12 protein-coding genes are annotated in these 19029 nt (G+C 41.2%); 5 read left to right on the forward strand and 7 right to left on the reverse strand.

Annotated elements, in window-relative coordinates; all coding sequences use genetic code 11:
- Positions 1-158 precede the first annotated feature (158 nt).
- Together L2740_RS19195 and L2740_RS19200 are read left to right on the forward strand one after the other, a co-directional pair.
- Positions 159-692, forward strand: a complete 534-nt coding sequence (locus L2740_RS19195) for a heme NO-binding domain-containing protein (RefSeq protein WP_248951659.1) — start codon at positions 159-161, stop codon at positions 690-692.
- Positions 693-715: 23 nt separating this feature from the next.
- Entirely contained in the window at positions 716-2479 is a 1764-nt protein-coding gene (locus tag L2740_RS19200; RefSeq protein WP_275974399.1) for an ATP-binding response regulator, read from the forward strand.
- A 66-nt stretch (positions 2480-2545) separates the two neighbouring features.
- Here L2740_RS19200 and L2740_RS19205 read toward each other — a convergent pair whose 3' ends face one another.
- From L2740_RS19205 to L2740_RS19235, 7 genes are all read right to left on the reverse strand, one after another.
- Positions 2546-3223 (reverse strand): exonuclease domain-containing protein, encoded by a 678-nt coding sequence (locus L2740_RS19205; protein ID WP_248951660.1) that lies wholly within the window; start codon positions 3221-3223, stop codon positions 2546-2548.
- A gap of 59 nt (positions 3224-3282) precedes the next feature.
- A complete protein-coding gene (locus L2740_RS19210) occupies positions 3283-5130 on the reverse strand; it encodes a DUF294 nucleotidyltransferase-like domain-containing protein (RefSeq protein ID WP_248951661.1) in 1848 nt (615 codons plus the stop codon).
- Positions 5131-5334: 204 nt separating this feature from the next.
- Complete coding sequence (locus L2740_RS19215; protein ID WP_248951662.1) at positions 5335-7053, reverse strand: sodium:solute symporter family protein; 1719 nt, start codon at positions 7051-7053, stop codon at positions 5335-5337.
- A gap of 29 nt (positions 7054-7082) precedes the next feature.
- Entirely contained in the window at positions 7083-7349 is a 267-nt protein-coding gene (locus L2740_RS19220; protein WP_248469162.1) for a DUF4212 domain-containing protein, read from the reverse strand.
- A gap of 559 nt (positions 7350-7908) precedes the next feature.
- Entirely contained in the window at positions 7909-8781 is an 873-nt protein-coding gene (locus L2740_RS19225) for an AraC family transcriptional regulator (RefSeq protein ID WP_248951663.1), read from the reverse strand.
- A gap of 362 nt (positions 8782-9143) precedes the next feature.
- Complete coding sequence (locus L2740_RS19230; RefSeq protein ID WP_248951664.1) at positions 9144-10631, reverse strand: tryptophan halogenase family protein; 1488 nt, start codon at positions 10629-10631, stop codon at positions 9144-9146.
- Positions 10632-10795: 164 nt separating this feature from the next.
- Positions 10796-13438, reverse strand: coding sequence for a TonB-dependent receptor (locus tag L2740_RS19235; RefSeq protein ID WP_248951665.1), 2643 nt, complete (start codon positions 13436-13438; stop codon positions 10796-10798).
- A 676-nt stretch (positions 13439-14114) separates the two neighbouring features.
- On the opposite strand from L2740_RS19235, the gene L2740_RS19240 reads away from it, so the two are divergent.
- The 3 genes from L2740_RS19240 (at position 14115) to L2740_RS19250 (ending at position 18966) form a co-directional block, all read left to right on the forward strand.
- Positions 14115-15386 (forward strand): MFS transporter, encoded by a 1272-nt coding sequence (locus L2740_RS19240; RefSeq protein WP_248951666.1) that lies wholly within the window; start codon positions 14115-14117, stop codon positions 15384-15386.
- A gap of 86 nt (positions 15387-15472) precedes the next feature.
- Positions 15473-16324 (forward strand): ROK family protein, encoded by an 852-nt coding sequence (locus L2740_RS19245; protein WP_248951667.1) that lies wholly within the window; start codon positions 15473-15475, stop codon positions 16322-16324.
- 5 nt (positions 16325-16329) lie between these two features.
- Positions 16330-18966, forward strand: coding sequence for a family 20 glycosylhydrolase (locus tag L2740_RS19250; RefSeq protein ID WP_248951668.1), 2637 nt, complete (start codon positions 16330-16332; stop codon positions 18964-18966).
- Positions 18967-19029: the final 63 nt, after the last annotated feature.

The following is a 19029-nucleotide window of genomic DNA, read 5'->3' on the forward strand; positions in this document are numbered from 1 at the left end:
TACCTATTGAAAGGCATTCTAATAATCACTTTACAATTGGAGTAAGTGCTAATGACTTAAAAACTTAAATAAAAGTATGATTAAGTTTCTGATTATCCGTTGAAAGATTGCTATTAATACACTACTTTAAATAGTGACAACCGCATAAGGAGTCGTATATGAAAGGGATTATTTTTGCTGAATTCTTAGAACTTGTTGAAGATACCTTTGGCCTTGAAACCTGCCAGAAAATGCTTGATGAAAACCAAAATGACGGTGTTTATACGGCGGTAGGTACCTACGACCACAAAGATCTTGTCAAACTCATTGTCACCCTTAGTAAGCTAACCGGCATTTCAGCAGAAGATCTACAACAAGTCTACGGTAAATCCATTTTTAAAACCCTTTATAACAGCATGCCAGGCCTTGAAGGCAAAGCCGATAGTACCTTTTCGTTTATTAACAGTGTTGAAGAATACATTCATATTGAGGTAAAAAAGCTCTACGCCAATGCAAACCCACCTGCGTTTAAGTTTGTTTCTGAAACCGAAACTCAGCTAATTATGGATTATCTCTCCGCTCGCTGTATGTCTCATGTTTGTCTTGGCCTTATTCAAGGCTGCGCAGAACACTTTAATGAAACAATCGAAATCAATATGGAGCCGATGGCTGATGATCAGTCAGAAGTAAGATTTACCCTAACCACAGTTTAATTTTGCCTGCTTGAGCGATATTTATGCCTAATGATGAGATTATTCAATTAACTGAAAAAGTCAGCTTACTTTCTCGTAAGATTGAGCGAGAAAAGGCAGCTAAAAAGGCGGCGGAAAAGCTCTTGGAAGAGAAAAGTCGTGAGCTTTATAGTGCCAAACAGTTAGTCGAAGACTCGTTAGTCAATATCAAAGAGAAATCAGAGCAAGACATAGCGCTACTGCAATTTAAAACTTACCTTGAATCCATACTGCTAGACTTTAATCAGCTGTTTTTACAAAAACCAATCTCAAATATATTATTACAACGTTTACTTGACGACTTAATCGGTATCGACGAAATTAAGGCCTGTAAAGTCAGGTTTAAATCATTAGATCAAAGCGGAAAATTTCGCTCCTATTATGCTGGTAATAAGGCGCTTATCAATAACGATAGTCAGATCTCTTCTCCACTATTTTGGAGTAATGACCATCGGCAAATAAAAATCATTATAAACTCTGAAGATATTATTTTAGGTAGCTTAACTCTTGTTATCGATTCCCCCAACTCTTGGCAACATACTATTGAGAAACAACTACTTTTGTTTTGCGATATGATTAGCGCAGCCCATAGCAGACAAGAGTTACTTGCGCGAACAATTGAAGAAAAACAACGTGCGGAGAGTTCAGAACAATCCACTCGTGATTTCGTCGCCATGATAAACCATGAGCTCAGAACGCCGTTAAATGGCCTTTTAGGCTCAGCAGAGTTGATGAGTGATACGGAACTATCCTCGCACCAGAAGCAACTATTAAGCACCATGCGTCAATCAGGTGAGTTACTACGGGTAATCATTAATGATTTGCTAGATTTAAGTAAGATGAGCGCGGGCATGCTGCAAATTGTCGAAGTCGACTTTTCTCCGGCAAAACTATGCCAAATGATTTACGACATCTTTAAACTGCGAACTGAAGAGTTCGGTCTAGAGTTCATCTTTAATTATCAAGATGGCATTCCTGAACGATTACTGGGTGATCCTGACAGAATTAAACAAATTTTGGTCAACTTAATTGGCAACTCTATTAAGTTCACTCAGCAAGGTAAGATCAGCGTCAACTTAGAATGGCGAGCAGAACGTTTTTGTTTTTCAGTCACTGATACAGGTTGCGGCATTCCACAAGATAAAATCGACACCTTGTTCGACCCATTTACCCAAGTAAACAACTCAAGTAATCGCGCCTTTGAAGGTACCGGACTAGGTTTAGCGATTTGTAAGCACCTGATTGAAGAGATGCAAGGAGAAATAAATTTAGAGTCAACCTTAGGTAAAGGCACTCAATTTAATATCAGCTTGCCATTAAAACCGGTGCAAACTCTACCGGAGAGTATTAGCGCGAGTGAGCAGAACTTCCCCATTGAAACCCTCTCATTACTCGTTGTTGAGGACAGCACCGTTAACCAAGTTTTAATTGAAATGATTTTAGCTAAATTGGGCGTAAAACCTAGCATTGTCAGTAATGGCCTTGAAGCGATAGAGTTTTTAGATAATCAACAAGTCGACATTATATTTATGGATTGCCGCATGCCTGTTATCGATGGTTTTGAGGCAACCAAAAGACTTAGAGCCGATGGTTACAGTAAACCGATTATCGCCTTAACCGCTAGCACCACCTCTACGGAAACCGAGCAATGTTATCAATGTGGGATGGACGAGATAGTTAACAAACCCTATCAAAAAGAAGATATTAGAAAAGCTTTGGTAAAGTGGGGCTGTAAGTTAAATTCAGCGGTTACCACGAGTAGTTCGTAAAAATATGCCACGAATTAAGTGAGGTTTACGACTTGTATTGCGGCAATTAATTTAAGGTTTAACCCGCTAAACCATTAAGTCTGTGATGGCTAGCTCGTCTTTCCCCGCAATGGCGGCCATTTGCGCTAACAACAATTCGCCGCATGCCAGTGCATCAATCGCCGCATTATGTGCAGCATAAACAGGTAAGCCGTAGCGATTACGACATGCATCAAGCCTAAGTGAGCCCTCTTTAAGTACATCATGCTGTCGCAGCAAACGTTTTTTCTCTAACGCCATGGTGTCTATCGCAACAAACTGTATTTCATGGCCGAGCCAGCGCAGACAATCAGCTTTTAAAAAGCAGAGATCCAGTGGTGCATGGTGCGCGACCAATATATGCCCTTTGGTTTTTGCTAAAAACCACTGCATAGCTTGTTCAATACTCACTGCATCGACTAATTGTTCATCGACAATGCCATGAATGGTTGCGCTATTACCAACACTGCCTTCAATTTTAACCAGCAACTGTTCAGCCTTAGCAAGCTGCAAAACCCCCGAGGTTATTGGGATAACGCCAATACTCAATATTTGATCTTGTTGACTGTTAAGCCCCGTCATCTCAAGGTCAAATGCCATGAAAGACATTTTACTTACCGAGTGAGATAATTGTTGGCTAAGTTCACGATAATAATCTGCAATTAACTCCTGTTTACACAGTAGAGCGTTAAGTTGCAGCCGCAGCTTTAAGTAGATAGCGTTCAATTTTATCTAACTCCTATCAATCGCATAAACCTATACAATTAGCCATATTGTAGGCATCACTAATAGCTCCTCATCATCTTTAACTTCAGGCCTACTTGGCCATCATGGACAACTTTAAATGCATCTCTAAGTTGATGCCTAACTAACGAAGACACACTTTTAGGCATAAGGTAGTTGGTTATCGGTAACGAATGAGTGTATTGATAGCCCTGATTAGAAAGGCGCATATGCGCAATAAACTCATGGGCATCAGCAAGGTTGAGTGCATCCTTACGATTAATAATGTTTTGCTCCATAAGCGCACGAATACGCTTGGCAGTATTCACCTCTTTAATCCCCGCCGACAACGCGTACACCCGGGCAATATCATTAATGAGTGCATTCCCTTTATGCTTGAGATCGATTCCTTTTACTTCTGAGCCATCGCGCTCCAATACAAACTTTCTAAAAAAGCCCAGCGGCGGCGCACTAGTCAATGAATTGCCAGTTAACCCTGCCAAAAAAATATCGTTTCCTTTGGTTTTACTCAGTACTGAATCTTGTAAACCATCAAATAAAGATTGCGGCCCGTAAACACTGCGCATATCAAAAAAGATACTGGCATGCATCAAAGCCTTAGGTTCAGGCGTATTAACCCATTTATCAAATACCGATTGCCACTTCTCTAGCGACATGCGCCATTTAGGGTTTTGCGCCATAATATCGCCTGGACAATAAATATAGCCGCACTCGTCTAAACCTTTACAAACCGCACGAGATAAGGTTTCAAAATAACCTGCGGCGGCTTCATCTGGTTCATGGGCAAGCAATAAGCCGTTGTCTTGATCTGAACATGCTGCTTGATCTTGTCGCCCTTGAGAGCCAAATGCTAGCCAGCAAAAAGCCATTGGCGCTTCACCTAAAATCTGTTGATTGAGCACTATTAATCGCCGAGTTAACGCATCTGTGACTGATGTCAGCACACGACCAATCTCTTCAGCTCTAGCATCTGCGCTAATCAAGTTTTGTAGCAATAAAGGAATTTGTTTACTGACTTGAATTAAGCTAGTGATATCCTTTTGTCGCTCAATCTCGCCTATCAGCAATAATGGTTGAGAACTTTGTCCGCGAAGAATATCTGTGCTGGTAACAATCCCTTTCGCTTGCCCATTTTCAATCACAGGCAAATGATGGATATTATGAGCACTCATCAGCAACATAGCTTCAAACACCAGAGCGTTAGACTCAATAACTACCGGGGTGGTTGTCATTGCTTGATGCACAGGTAAATTTCCATCAAGATTTTCTGCAAGCACACGATTACGCAGATCTCTATCGGTTAAAATCCCCACCAGTTTGTGATTATCGATAACAAGTACTGATGACACTCTGACACTACGCATCAATCGACTCGCCTCCGCCACCGTTGCTTTCATATCAATGGTTAACGGTGTTTGCGACATTAAACTGGTAATACGGCTTGTTGTGGTTAAATCTTTGGCCTTAAAACGGCCTTGATGTCTAAGCCTTTTTGCAAAGGCTCGATTAAAGAAACGGTCAAACTGGCGGCTTTTTTGCCGCAACAGATCAAACATTTCAGGCGGTAAGTGATACACCAAACCATCTTCTAAAATAGCGACTTGAGTATTGGCATGCTCACCAGATAATAACGATGGGAAGCCAAAGTAATCCCCCTCGCCTAATCTATCCAGCAACTCCCCTTCTTTGTCCCTCACTTCAAAAGCCCCACTGCGTACAATATAAAGCTGTGGATTGTCAGGTTCTAAGGGGACAAATCCAGCAGCTTTACCGTAATAACCAATAGTGAGCGATTTACAGCATTGACACAGTGTCACTTCATCTAAACTATCAAAGGGCACTCTATCTTGCAGAAACTGTAAAATGGGATGTAGTTCGCTAGCATCCATAAAGTGATGACTCCAACCAAACTTGTTGCTAGCACTATATATTGAGAAGCAATCTAAGCTCTATTCGACCAAAGGCCAGCGCCAACTAAAGAAGTAACATATGCAAGATAATCTAATGGCTAGGTTTAACTTAAAATGCACTGCAAGATGAAAATCAAAAAGAGTGCCGAAGCACTCTTTTATCGATACAACATTGATTAACGCTTAATGGTCGTGTGCTCCACCGGCTCCTTTAGGGAATCGAATTGATTCCACCATATCAACCACATCTTGCGGTACAGCCTTAGTCACACGGCTCACTCCGAATGCCACGGCAAAGTTCACCATCATGCCAAACAAACCAATACCTTCAGGTGATACACCTAGTAACCAGTTATCAGCCGTGTTGGCACTTGGGTTAACAAACTTAAAGTACACAATATAAGATGCGGTAAATAGCAGACCGGTAATCATGCCTGAAATTGCACCTTCTTTATTCATTGTCTTAGAGAAGATCCCCATGATAATTGCAGGGAATAGTGACGATGCAGCAAGACCAAATGCAATTGCAACAACTGCCGCCACAAAGCCTGGTGGATTAATACCGAAGTAACCCGCCATTACAATCCCCATTGCAGCTGCAATACGCGCAAACATGAGTTCTTTTTTATCTGAAATATCCGGCATAAAGTTTTTCTTCAACAAGTCATGCGAGACTGAAGTAGAAATTACCAATAGCAAACCTGCTGAAGTCGATAGTGCCGCAGCAAGACCACCGGCAGCCACTAATGCAATAACCCATGCTGGTAAACTCGCGATTTCAGGAGTTGCAAGTACGATGATATCGCGGTCAATTTTCATTTCGCTTTCAGGACCATTTGCGTAATAAATTTTGCCGTCTTTGTTCTTATCATCCCACTTAATTAGACCTGTTTTTTCCCAGTTCTTAATCCATTCTGGCGCAGTTTCATAGGCGACACCTTTTGACTCTGGACCATTAATGGTTTCAATCATATTCACTCGAGAGAACGCCGCTAAAGCCGGAATAGTAGTAAACATAATTGCGATGAATACTAGTGTCCAACCCGCAGATACACGTGCATCTTTTACTTTAGGTACAGTAAAGAAACGTACAATTACATGAGGTAAACCAGCAGTACCAAACATCAAAGCACCAGTAATAAAGAAGATATCAATCGTGCTCTTAGAGCCTTCAGTATACTGAGCAAAGCCAAGATCTTTTGACAAACCATCTAACTTATCTAATAAAAACTCCCCTGTACCATTGCCAGCGGCATCAACTAACTCAGCGCCAAAACCGATTTGCGGTAAAATATGGCCCGTCATCATCACAGAGATAAAAATAGCTGGAACCATAAACGCGAAGATAAGAACACAGTATTGCGCAACCTGCGTATAGGTAATTCCCTTCATGCCGCCTAAAACAGCATAGAAAAATACGACACCCATACCAATATAAACACCGGTCTCGACTTCAACTTCAAGGAATCTTGAGAATACAACCCCTACACCACGCATTTGACCTGCAATATAAGTAAAGCAGATGAAGATGGCACAAAAGACGGCAACAGTTCTCGCTGCCTGAGAATAATAACGATCACCAATGAAATCTGGCACCGTAAACTTGCCGAACTTACGTAAATATGGAGCCATGCAAAGCGCTAGCAGAACATAACCGCCCGTCCAACCCATTAGGTATACCGAACCGTCGTAACCGACGAAAGATACAATACCTGCAAGGGAAATAAATGATGCCGCAGACATCCAGTCTGCCGCAGTAGCCATACCGTTCATTACCGGCGGCACACCGCCACCAGCCACATAAAACTCTTTCGTTGACCCAGCTCTAGACCAAATCGCAATACCGATATATAGGGCAAAAGTTAACCCCACAATTAAGTATGTTAATGTTTGTACATCCATCTCATGCTTCCTTATATAATTGGGTCGACTTAGTCTTCATGCACGCCATATTTCTTATCTAACGCATTAGCCTTGGCAACGTAGACAAAAATCAATGCAACAAAAACATAAATAGAGCCCTGTTGGGCCATCCAAAATCCAAGTTTGAACCCCATGAAGTGGATTTCATTGAGTACATCAACTAACAAAATACTGCAGCCAAAAGATACCGCTGCCCATACCGCTAATAATTTAAGTACTAAGCGTAAATTCTCACGCCAATATCCTTCTGCTTGCTCATTACTTTCAAAACTCATAGTGACTCCCGTGTACTGTTTTTATATTTAAGTCATGACTTAATCTAACAAGCACAGAGCCAACAACAATCGCGACCTTAGTCTAACGCCAACGTAAAGTTAGAACCGCCACAAATAAATAGAGATATAAAACAACAAGATAATAATTTACGTGCACGTCAATGCTTATGTTTTTCAAACAAAACCTTAGACCAAGGTAGTATTTGATTGTTAACAAATAAGCAGGATTTAGCGTTGAAATTGACAGCTTCAATGCCACTTAATTGCTGCTGCGGCAAAACCTATTGTGTCAAAAGGCTCAAACTGATGTTGCAACATCAGTGTTAACTAGAGGATTTGAAGCAAAGTTTTTATGTAAATTTAAGCTAGGTTTTGACAAGGAATGAAGCTAGATACGGGAGTTTTTTAATCTGGTTATTTTGAAATAAATAGCAACAGCTGCCGAGACAAAACCTCGATGACATATTTTGCAAATTTATATTTTAATTGGTTGGCGACTCGGCAAGAAAAGCTTGTATGAACTAACCTAGGTTAGCTCATCACACAGGTAGGCAGAGGCCTAAGATAATACATGCTTAACTTTGATACTGTTACGAAATGCACTCGGTGTGCTGCCTTTAATAGCAAGAAACTGACGATTAAAATTCGATGTGTTATTAAAACCACATTGGTCGCTGATCACAGCAATGGGATGGTTAGAATTAATCAGCAATTTACACGCTTTTCCAATACGTAATTGATTGATAAAGGTCGTTAAAGTTCGCTCTGTACGCTTCTTAAAAAACCGATGAAAATGATTGGTGCTCATATGGGCAATTTCAGCAAGCTCTTCAGCATAAATAGAACGCTCAAAGTTATTGTAAATATATTCAATTACTCTATCTAACTTATCTATGCCTACATCTGTTCGGTGACCAAATGTAAAAAAGCTACTGGATAATGTTGAAACTAGCGGATCAGCTTTCATCACATTCAACAAAGTGACTAATTGAACATAACGATTAAAAGGATCTGCGTTATCCATTGCTAAGAAAAGCTCTTGCGCCCTTGTTGTGCATTCCGCCCCAAACAATAAACCTCTTGATGACAAGTCGAGCATAGACTTTAGCTCAGTAAACTCCTTATGTTCATCAATTAACCCCTCAATCCAAAGCTTGGGGATCTGCGCAACATAAACCGTTTGAATTGTGCCGTTACTATTCTCATCAGTATGCCATGTATGGGGCATGTTAGGTCCAACAAGCACTAAGTCTGCACCAGTATATTCTTCAATATTGTCACCTACATAACGCAACCCAGAGGAGTTTAATGTTAGGCAAATTTCATATTCAGGGTGATAGTGCCAATTGAAATCAATATTGGCTAATTCATACTTTACAAAGCGCCACGAGCAATTCGCTGATGGGATCACTTTTTCACACATAGGTTTCATTTTTTTATAAGTCCATTTACTTAGCGCATCCTAGCGATTAGGAACCACAACACCGTTTATATTGTTTGTTTAAGTTAGCAGTTGACCATGAATTTTATTCATAACGCCGAATTCTAACTAGGGGTAACCGATTGAATAGTAGACTTAAGTTGAATAATCTTTTTGATTATATCTAATAAAAAAGAGGTCTGTTTGCTATACAAAACTGGCTCTATAGTTAATAGCGCTAACCTCAAGCCAAAGTCATATACCAGAAAACAAAAGTTACCCGATGCAAATATCGAGAAACCAATGAATCAGCGTTAAAATCTATTGGTAGTCCTACCTTTAAGAGTTAATACCTTGTTTATATTCGCTATCGATTACGCTGCCGCTTTTCCAAAATGCGTTAAAGCTATTTGTTTAAAATAGCCTTGGGCTTTTGCAATAAATTGTGGGTCAAGCGTATTGTGTGGCATACATAGCTTATCATCGCGGTAATCCATGCCAGCAAGTAGCACATACCAAGAAGGACTAAAATAAGCCAGCTCCGCATCAAAACGGTACAACAATGCATCAAAATCTTGTCCTGAACGCCAACAAGACAACATTGACGCAAGTCGGGGCTGAATATGTGTTTTACTGGTGACTTGCTGCCAATAGGAGCTATCTCTGCGCTGACTAGTAACATAGTGAGCGTGAATATACTCTTTTACCCCGAGCACTAACTGCGACAATTGCTGGTTAAAGGTAGCGCGAGACTCGGTTTGGGTTTCAACAAACTTTGTTGTAGTTAAAACTTTTACAAATGATTCGATACTCCACTGAGTCACCATTAATGCGGTTGCTTCTAACGGTTCGACAAAACTATGAGCGAGTCCAATTGCCAATACATTTTTTGTCCAAGGGCTAGAACGCATGCCCACTTTCATTTTTAAATGCTTAAAATCTACAGTAGTTGGATCAATATCTAGCTCTGCTGCTAACTCTTGCTCTGCTTCAGCCTGTGTTAAATGCGCTGAGCTATAAACATAGCCATTGCCAGCTCTCGACGTAAGCGGGATCTGCCACATCCAACCAGCAGATAAGGCTTTTGACGTTGTGTAATGCTTTGTTTGTTGAAGGTCGATGTTAGTACTTACGGCAACAGCAGCATCATTAATAAGTTCAGTGGAAAAAGACTCAAAATCGACATCAAGCGCTTTTTCAATCAATACGGCTCGAAAGCCACTAGCGTCAATAAAAAAGTCAGCACTTAGCGCTTCTTCGCTCTCAAGAGTGAGTTTTGCGACATTGCCATCTTGCATCAACTCGGTTGCAATAACCTCATCAACTAAATGAGTAACACCTTTATCAAGTGCGTACTGTTTGAGTACTCTTGCAAGTTTTGCGGCATCAAAATGATAGCCATATTCAACTTCTACTGGCAGAGGTTTATGCGGCTTAGGGGCTAAATTCATCTGTGCAAGCTGACCTGTAAGAAAAAAGTCATCACCAATTGTGTGTGGACCCGCCCCGCGACGCCTAGCATTCGCAAGGTGGAAAAATACTTCGGCAGGTTTAACGTCAAAGGAAGTATAAAACGGATGAAAATAGCGGCTTCCCGGCTCGCTCCAGTCGTCAAAATAGATACCAGTCTTGAAACTTGCATCACAACGAGTCATCCAATCAGCCTCACTAAACCCTAACGAGGCCATAAAGTGCTTTAGATATGGCGTTGAACCTTCACCAACACCAATGGTCCCAATTTGGCTCGACTCAATAAGGGTGATATCTAGTGGAATAGTACTTTTCGCATTTGCTAGCGCTGCAGCAGCCATCCAACCAGATGTACCTCCACCAACAATAACTATTTTCTTAATCGCTTCCATTCTATCGACTCCAAAATACTGATAACTCACTAGCACGCTAACCAGGCAGTTTTAGATGATAACTCGCGTGATATTAAGCATTCTTAGGCATACTGTTAAAACTGCAAAAGGAGAGCTAATCTCAGCCTCTCCTCACACGACAAATACCGATTAATTTGCTGTTACTAGAATTGGTAGCTTGCGCCTAAATAGTAACGCGAGCCAAATTCAATGGTATTTTGAGTCAAATCATAGGTTGTATCACGTGACTGAATGACTTCATTGGTTAAGTTAACACCCTCTAGCGTAAGGTTGAGGTTTTCTAATATATGCCAAGTAATAGAGGCGTCCCATTGGCTGTAGTCATCATTAAGTACAGTATTTAGCGCACCAACTCCTTGCCACTCTGTGCGCCAGTTATACGCAACACGAGCAGTGATATACTCATTTTCATAAAACACTGAGCCATTAAATGAGTTCTCTGATACACCAGGCACCATCTCTTTCTCACCAGCAGCATTAGTTTGCTCACTATCAACATAAGTATAATTACTTAAGAAGCCCACACCAGAATCCCAAGTGTGCTGCAGCTGCAGCTCTACACCAGTTACAGAGCCATCACCACTGTTTTGTGGACGCGTAACGCGGCACTCATCCCATAAATCTTCGCTTGGACCACATGTTTCAACATACTCAGTGCTTTCAACCACATTGACAACGTTGTCAATTTCTTTGACAAAAACGGCTGCAGATAACAAAGAAGATGGTGAGAAATACCACTCAACACCAATATCAGCTTGATTTGATTCGTAAGGCTGCAAATTAGGGTTACCGCCATTTGCACTGCCAATATTCGTTGCGATATTTAGACCAGGTTTCAAATCACTATAGTTATTACGAGCCATCACTTTTGATGCTGCACCACGTAAAATCAAGTCATCAGATAAGTTATAAGCAATGTTTAAACTTGGTAACCAATTATCATAATCAACAGTTTCATTGAAAACATTGCCATCAGCATACCCCGTCGATTTTTGTTCTGTAGTTACATAACGGACACCTAAATTACCGCGGTAATTGTCACCGGAAAAATCAACTTGTGCGTATAGTGCTAACATTTCTTCTTCTACGGAAAAGGTATTACCTTTATTAAGCACCTCTACAAGCTCGCCATTTTGGTATTTTTGGCTAATGAAATCCCACCATTTATTTTCATCAAGATAAGCATATGAATTCAATGTATTACCAGATGATTGCGAGTGCAGACCAGTTAGTACTCCGCCGCTCCAATTAGCGAGGTTACCATCAGGCACAAAACCAATGATTTCACTAGGGTTGCGGTTATAGGCCTCTCGAGAAAAGTCGCTGGTGTTGTACTTAATACCTGAGGCTATATTGTCGATGTAATCATTATCAAGTTCGAAAACCACATCAAATTGCGCATAGGCAATATCATGATCTTGAAGCGAACTTTCATAGTTTGCTTCTTGAGCATGTTTAAACTGCGATGCATCTGTCGCATCAAGAGAAGTTAACTGAACTTGATAAGGCCCTGTTGCATCATAGCTAAAGCCGCCATCTACACTTCCTTGACCATTTGGAAAGGCTGGGTCACCAATTTTATCACCCTCATCTGTTGCCGGAATCCACCAAGAAGATGAGCCACCTTGAGTGCCACCTTTAGATGTTGATTGGCCAACCACCCCACTTAATGTATAACCATCGCCAGTATACTTACCGGTTAGGTTTAGCACATCTGCTTCCATATTTACGGCATGACGTACAACCGGGTTATAAATAATTGACGCATAAGCGGGCTGGATTGTTGCTGACTCTGTGCCACCGAGTGAGTTATTAACAACATTTGTCGCTTCTGAGCCACGGGCGCTTACAGTTAAAAAGTTATGGTTAACATGCGGGTTATCAAACTCAAAATTAAAGTAATCTAAAGTCAACTCAAAATCTTCAGTTGCCATAAACTGCAACGTTAGTTGAGCACTAGTGCGTTCCCGCTCCGCTCTAAAGGCTTGAGAGCCGATTCCCCATGCCCCTACAGCGGCCTCCTCACCTGTTTGCTCATTAGCTGCAAAATAGGGGTAATAGCCGCTTAAAGATTCTAATACTTGTCGGCCAGAAGTGAGCTTTTCAAACGAATACGCGGCTAAAATACCAAAACGCTCATCTTCATCTTTCCAGCTTCCTAAAAATGCCGCTCCAGGATCGTTTTCTTCATACAAAGAACTGCGAGCGACTTCAGCGGAAACCATATAGGTATTGGCGTCTAAATCGAGCGGCTTACGAGTTTGTAAATTAACTGTACCACCTAATGCCCCCTCTTCAATTCGTGCTTCAGGCGATTTATACACTTCAACCCCAGAGATCTGCTCTGCCCCAACAAGCTCCATATTGAAGGTTCTAGTTGCAGGCCCTAAGTCATACCATGATGTATTGGCAACTGATTGACCATTTAACAAAATACGCGATTGCTCCGGCGCAGTACCTCGAATCGTCACCCCACTCACTTCACCGTATTGGCGATCCACTGTTACCCCAGAGATCCGCTGCAGCGCATCACCGACATTTTTATCTGGAAACTTACCGATATCTTCCGCAGTAATAGCATCGACAACTGAGTTTGCGAAACGCTTAGTATTGAGCGATTTCTGTAGCGAGCTACGCATGCCCTTAACTTCAATCACTTCAATATTATCATCCGCTTGCGGCCCTTCAGCAGCCAGCACAGGGCTTGAAGCCCCCATCAACACACCGATAACACATAGTGCCAAACTCGAGCGCTTAAACATTTTTAAATTATTATTAGCTTTCATGGTTATTCCTGTATTCCCTACACGTCCAATGTTAAAAAACCATTACTAACTTATACTGCTGCGCAATTTAATTTAGGTACATTTCAACTAAGTAATGATACTTATCTATCTTAATTGCTGAAAAAATCGACCGATCCAATATCAATTGTAAATACCATGTGAATAATGGGATTCGCTATTTACGCTTAAAATTAACTGACAATGCGTATTATTGGCTCAAGCTATAGTTTAAATATTGCACTTATACCTTGATGTAAAAACCTATTATTTAATTGGTAATACTGCAGTTGCGCATTTACCTCGCTCTTAGGTTTATGGTTTATTGAGCTAACAATTTTACTTATCACTTATCACTTATCACTTAATCTATAAGTTTAGTTTTATATCGCTAGAACAAAATAATTGCTGAAAAATTTAAACTCGTAATTTGTGATTCTTCATCTTCGCTAAGCCTAAACTCTCTACAATCATTACAACAAGTAAAATAAACCCATTAAAAACAAATGCTAGAAAATGGCTGGAACACACTAAAAAACCAATAATTGAATAGTATTACTATTTGATAATTCAGTATCTCTACTCAAGTAAAAGCTAGGCAATATATAACGACCAATAATACTCGCTCAATCCAAACTTTATTAAACAATAGGATTTAGCACAGCAAAGGATGCTATTAATGAATAAGAATTTATTTTTAGTAGGGACTGTTCTACTTACATTTTTTGTGGTTTCTTTTATAACGAATATTTTAGGACCAATATTCCCTTCACTCGTTAGCGACTTTAATATTAGTCTTGCTATCGCAGGTTTTTTACCTTTTTCATTTTTCGCTGCTTATGGTGTCATGTCGATCCCTGCGGGAGTTTTAGTCGATAAGTACGGTGAAAAAGCTGTCCTTTATCTCGCTTTTTCTATGGCCGCATCAGGCGCATTACTCTTCGGCTTATTACCAAGCTTCTCAATGGCAATGCTTTCACTTTTCCTCATTGGTTCTGGAATGGCAATGTTACAGGTAGCAATAAATCCGTTGTTGAGAGTTGTTGGAGGAGAAGAAAACTTTGCTTTTTATTCTGTTTCAGGACAGCTTCTTTTTGGCGCAGCAGGTACGCTTAGTCCATTGGTTTATAGCTACTTGGTTATAGGCCTCAATAAGCCATCGGCGCAAGACCCAATAATTAATTTACTGGCCAATGTCGTACCAAGTGACATGACCTGGTTATCTATGTATTGGCTTTTTGCAATCATTTCTATTGCTATGCTACTAATCATCTCTCGCGTTAATTTTCCAACTGTTGAGCGTAATAGCAGTGAGTCAGTCGGTACTCTGGCTGTTTATAAACAGCTATTTAACAACAAAACTGTGATTTTATTCTTTATTGCCATTGCCGCCTATGTAGGAGCAGAGCAAGGGGTGGCTAATGCTATGTCATTATTTTTACAGCAGCATCACGGACTTGATCCTGTCACCCAAGGTGCGGCAATCGTTAGCCGATTTTGGTTAATGCTTACCCTCGGCTGCATTCTAGGTCTGGGGCTTGTTAAGTTACTCGATAGCAGGGTTGTACTCGTTGGCTTTTCGCTTTGCGCTATCCTCTCTTTGACCGCTGCAATTCTCGGGTCAACGTCGATTAGTGTTATTGCCTTCCCCCTTGTCGGTTTCTTCCTTTCGGTTATGTGGTCAGTAATTTTCTCTTTAGCCCTAAACTCAGTAAAACACCATCATGGTTCGGTTGCCGGGATCTTGTGCACCGGCATCGTTGGTGGTGGCTTAGCCTCACCTCTTGTTGGTTTTATCGCAGATATTAGTGGTGACCTTAGACTTGGGCTACTTATCGTTTATGCGATGCTGTTTTATATCCTTAGTATCGGTTTTTGGGCAAAGCCTTTAATCACAAACAAAACCATACAAATATTTAAATCTAAGGGAGAAACAACAAGCAATATTTAAGCAAATAATGACGCGGTGTTAGGTTTATTTCACTAAGTATCCATCTTATTCACTCTGTAATAAGCAGAGTTATGACTAGGTTTAATATGAGTTTTCCTTCAATTGTCACCCTTGATATTGGTGGCACTAAAATCAATGCAGGCCGTTACGTTAACGGTGTAATCGAAGAATCACGTTCATTTGAATTTCGCGCTAGCGCAAGCTCAGAGGATATTGAAGATTTTATTATTCACTGCATTGATACTTTTTTTATACACAGCACTGTCGGTATTGCCATTGGGGTGCCTTGTATAGTTGATACTCAGCTAGGGGTGGTATACGACGCTGTAAATATTCCAGCATGGAAAGAATTTGCGTTAAAGCAACGATTAGAGCGCCATTACAACATTGGAGTTTATATTAATAATGACGTTAACTGTTTTACCGTAGGCGAGCACCTGTTTGGTGCTGGCAAGGGCTATAACGATATTATTGGATTGTGCTTAGGTACAGGAGTCGGTTCAGGTTTTGTTATCCAAAATCAATTATATCAAGGCCATAATTGCTCCGCCGGTGAAGTCGGAGAAATAGCTTATCTCAATTCCACCATTGATGACTATTGCTCTGGGCGCTTCTTTGAACTGCAGTTTGGCATCAATGGGGCGTTGCTAGCCCAAGCGGCTCGAGCCGGTAATAAAGAAGCCATTGATGCTTTTGAGCAGTTCGGACAGCACTTATCCCATGCAATATCCCACTTACTTCTGGTAGTCGACCCACAAGTGATCATTATTGGCGGCTCAGTAGCCAAATCGTTTGACCTTTTCATCAAAGGGGTTTGGAACGGGCTTGCTGCGTTTCCTTATCAGAAGCTGGTTCGTAACCTCATCATTACTCCTTCAAGCCAAAGTGATAGCGCGTTACTTGGCGCAGCACAATTACACTTAGCCTCTAAAAGGTAAATGCTATGCATAAAAAAATAATACTCACAGGTTTACTTTCGCTCTACTCTGCTACTTCTTTCGCTGCGGGCACGGCTCCTGAGCAAACAACATATACTCAGGCTAGCCTAGACAATTTAGCGCGTAACCTTGAAGTTAAACACGAATTTGTCGACTCTTATCCAGAGCAATGTCCTAATAATCTTGACGAGTGCTACCGCTCTAAAATCCACCTTGAATATCCCCATAACTATCAACCTAAACTTGGTAATTGGGCTATTTACTTTAGCCAATTAACGCCAGTACAAACTGTCAACTCAAGTGAATTTACCATCACTCATATAAATGGCGATCTACATAAAATCACTCCAACAAAGCAGTTTTCAGGCTTTAGTGCAAATCAACCGATCACTATCGATTTCTATAATTACGGCACCCAAATAACTCGCTCAGAGTTTATGCCTAATTACTTTGTGTATTCCGAAGGCTTAAAAGCTACCATTATTGATAGCACTCGGACTGATATCCATCCAGAAACAGGCTTAGAAACCCAAGATTACCTATTACCTTTTACTGACAAGCAAACACAGTTTAAATTGTCAAAAACCGATAATACTCAGTGGGCAAGCGCTCAACAGATTTACGCAACCACTCCTGAAGTGCCTCAAGGTTTAAATTTGAGTGGCCGTTTGATCCCTCAGCCTGCATCTGTTGAGATCACCTCAAATAAAACTATCGACTTATCTAAAGGGTTGAGTTTTACGACCACAGGCGTGTCAACTGCTGTACTAGCTCCGGCAATTGAACGCCTTAATTTAGTGGGCTTAAAAACCTCTAAAGACGGCTTTCCTGTCAATATCATTGTAAATAGCGAGCTCAATAGCAACGCTAATAATGAATTTCAGAGCGTTGAAGATTATCGCCTCACAAGCACTCCTTTAGCGATTACTATCAAAGCAAGTTCAAATACTGGTGCTTTTTACGGGCTAATGTCGCTGGCAGGCTTGGTAAGCGTGAAGCATCAGGTCATTCCTAGCTTAAAGATTAAAGACTCACCGAGATACCGCTTTAGAGGCTTGCATATTGATGTAGCGAGAAACTTTCTATCAAAGAACTTTATCTTAAAAACTATCGATCAAATGGCCGCCTACAAGCTAAATAAGCTTCACTTGCACCTCGCTGATGATGAAGGCTGGCGAATCGAAATTCCCGGGCTTGCAGAACTAAGTGAGGTTGGCGGCAGACGCTGTTTTAATGCGCCAGAAAAATGCTTAATGCCTCAGCTGGGAAGCGAAATAACCGGAAATAGCCAAAGTGATGGCTACTATAGTGTTGAAGATTACCAAGACATTCTCGCCTATGCTAAAGCTCGCCATATTCAGGTTATTCCTTCTCTAGATATGCCAGGTCACAGCCGCGCAGCCATTCATGCAATGGAGGCCAGATACCAAAAATACCTAGCTAAAGGTGATGTTGAACTTGCGCTGCAATATCGTCTCGTAGAGCCGGAAGATAAAACCCAATACAGCTCAATTCAGCACTATTCTGACAATACTCTTAACGTATGTTTAGACAGTACTTATCACTTTATTGATAAAGTGATAGCTGAAGTGCAAGCAATGCACCAACAAGCAGGTACACCTTTAACGACTTATCATATTGGCGCAGATGAAACCGCTGGAGCTTGGTTGGAGTCGCCTTCCTGCGATAAATTAAAAATTGAACAAGCAGAAAAGGTGGCCGGACTACACACACTAAACGGCTACTTTATTGAAAAAATATCAGCGATGCTTGCAGACAAAAATATAAAAGTGGCAGGTTGGAATGACGGCATGGGCGAAACTCGTCCTCAGAACATGCCTAAAAATGTACAAACTAACTCTTGGTCACTTTTGTTTGAAAAAGGTCATATTGCAACACATCAACAAGCTAATCATCGCTGGGATACAGTGATCTCAACACCTGAAGCAACCTATTTCGATTTTCCATATCAAGCGCACCCTGAAGAGCGCGGTAATCACTGGGCTGCACGGCATATCAGCACCCAAAAAGTATTTGAATTTATGCCTGATAACTTACCTGCCCATGCAGAGTTTTGGTTTGACAGTACTGGCCACCCTTATCGCTCTGATGACAGCCAATCCCCCCTAGATCAAGGAGTACGGTACAAGGGCGTACAAGGACATTTATGGAGCGAGATGCTAAGGAGCGACTCGCAAGCAGAATACATGCTGTATCCCCGTTTACTTGCGCTAGCTGAACGCGCTTGGCATAAAGCAGAGTGGGAATTAGATTATGATTATTCCGGAGTAGTCTATGATGAAAACAGCGGTCACTTTAGTAAAAAAGCGCAGCAGCAACGCGCCAAAGACTGGCAGAGTTTTGCTTATGTACTTGGTGCAAGAGAGCTAGCAAAGCTGGCAAAATCCGACGTGTTTTACCGCATTCCAACTGTTGGAGCCACTGTAGAGAATGGCAAGTTAAAAGTGAAAACCCCATTCCCTTATATCGAGGTTGAGTATAGAGAGGTTCAAGCTGATACAGCCCAGTCAGCAAGCCAAAATTGGCAGCCTTATACATCAACTAGTGAGGTAACAGGCACTATTGAAGTACGCGCGATAGGGGCTGATGGCGTACGAAAAGGCCGGAGATTGAATTTGTAGCTTAGGCTGTAATCTATGCTGTATTGATGTCTTTGCCTTCAAAAATATCAAATAGCACAAATA

Origin of the sequence: Shewanella pneumatophori (assembly GCF_023283895.1) — a bacterium.
GTDB classification, from domain to species: Bacteria; Pseudomonadota; Gammaproteobacteria; order Enterobacterales; family Shewanellaceae; genus Shewanella; species Shewanella pneumatophori.

What these genes read in the sequence shown, in the direction of transcription:
- L2740_RS19235 (WP_248951665.1), bottom strand. Translation starts at nt 13,438, where the DNA reads ATGAAAGCTAATAATAATTTAAAAATGTTTAAGCGCTCGAGTTTGGCA.
- L2740_RS19225 (WP_248951663.1), bottom strand. Translation starts at nt 8,781, where the DNA reads ATGAAACCTATGTGTGAAAAAGTGATCCCATCAGCGAATTGCTCGTGG.
- L2740_RS19240 (WP_248951666.1), top strand. Translation starts at nt 14,115, where the DNA reads ATGAATAAGAATTTATTTTTAGTAGGGACTGTTCTACTTACATTTTTT.
- L2740_RS19195 (WP_248951659.1), top strand. Translation starts at nt 159, where the DNA reads ATGAAAGGGATTATTTTTGCTGAATTCTTAGAACTTGTTGAAGATACC.
- L2740_RS19250 (WP_248951668.1), top strand. Translation starts at nt 16,330, where the DNA reads ATGCATAAAAAAATAATACTCACAGGTTTACTTTCGCTCTACTCTGCT.
- L2740_RS19215 (WP_248951662.1), bottom strand. Translation starts at nt 7,053, where the DNA reads ATGGATGTACAAACATTAACATACTTAATTGTGGGGTTAACTTTTGCC.
- L2740_RS19220 (WP_248469162.1), bottom strand. Translation starts at nt 7,349, where the DNA reads ATGAGTTTTGAAAGTAATGAGCAAGCAGAAGGATATTGGCGTGAGAAT.
- L2740_RS19200 (WP_275974399.1), top strand. Translation starts at nt 716, where the DNA reads ATGCCTAATGATGAGATTATTCAATTAACTGAAAAAGTCAGCTTACTT.
- L2740_RS19230 (WP_248951664.1), bottom strand. Translation starts at nt 10,631, where the DNA reads ATGGAAGCGATTAAGAAAATAGTTATTGTTGGTGGAGGTACATCTGGT.
- L2740_RS19245 (WP_248951667.1), top strand. Translation starts at nt 15,473, where the DNA reads ATGAGTTTTCCTTCAATTGTCACCCTTGATATTGGTGGCACTAAAATC.
- L2740_RS19210 (WP_248951661.1), bottom strand. Translation starts at nt 5,130, where the DNA reads ATGGATGCTAGCGAACTACATCCCATTTTACAGTTTCTGCAAGATAGA.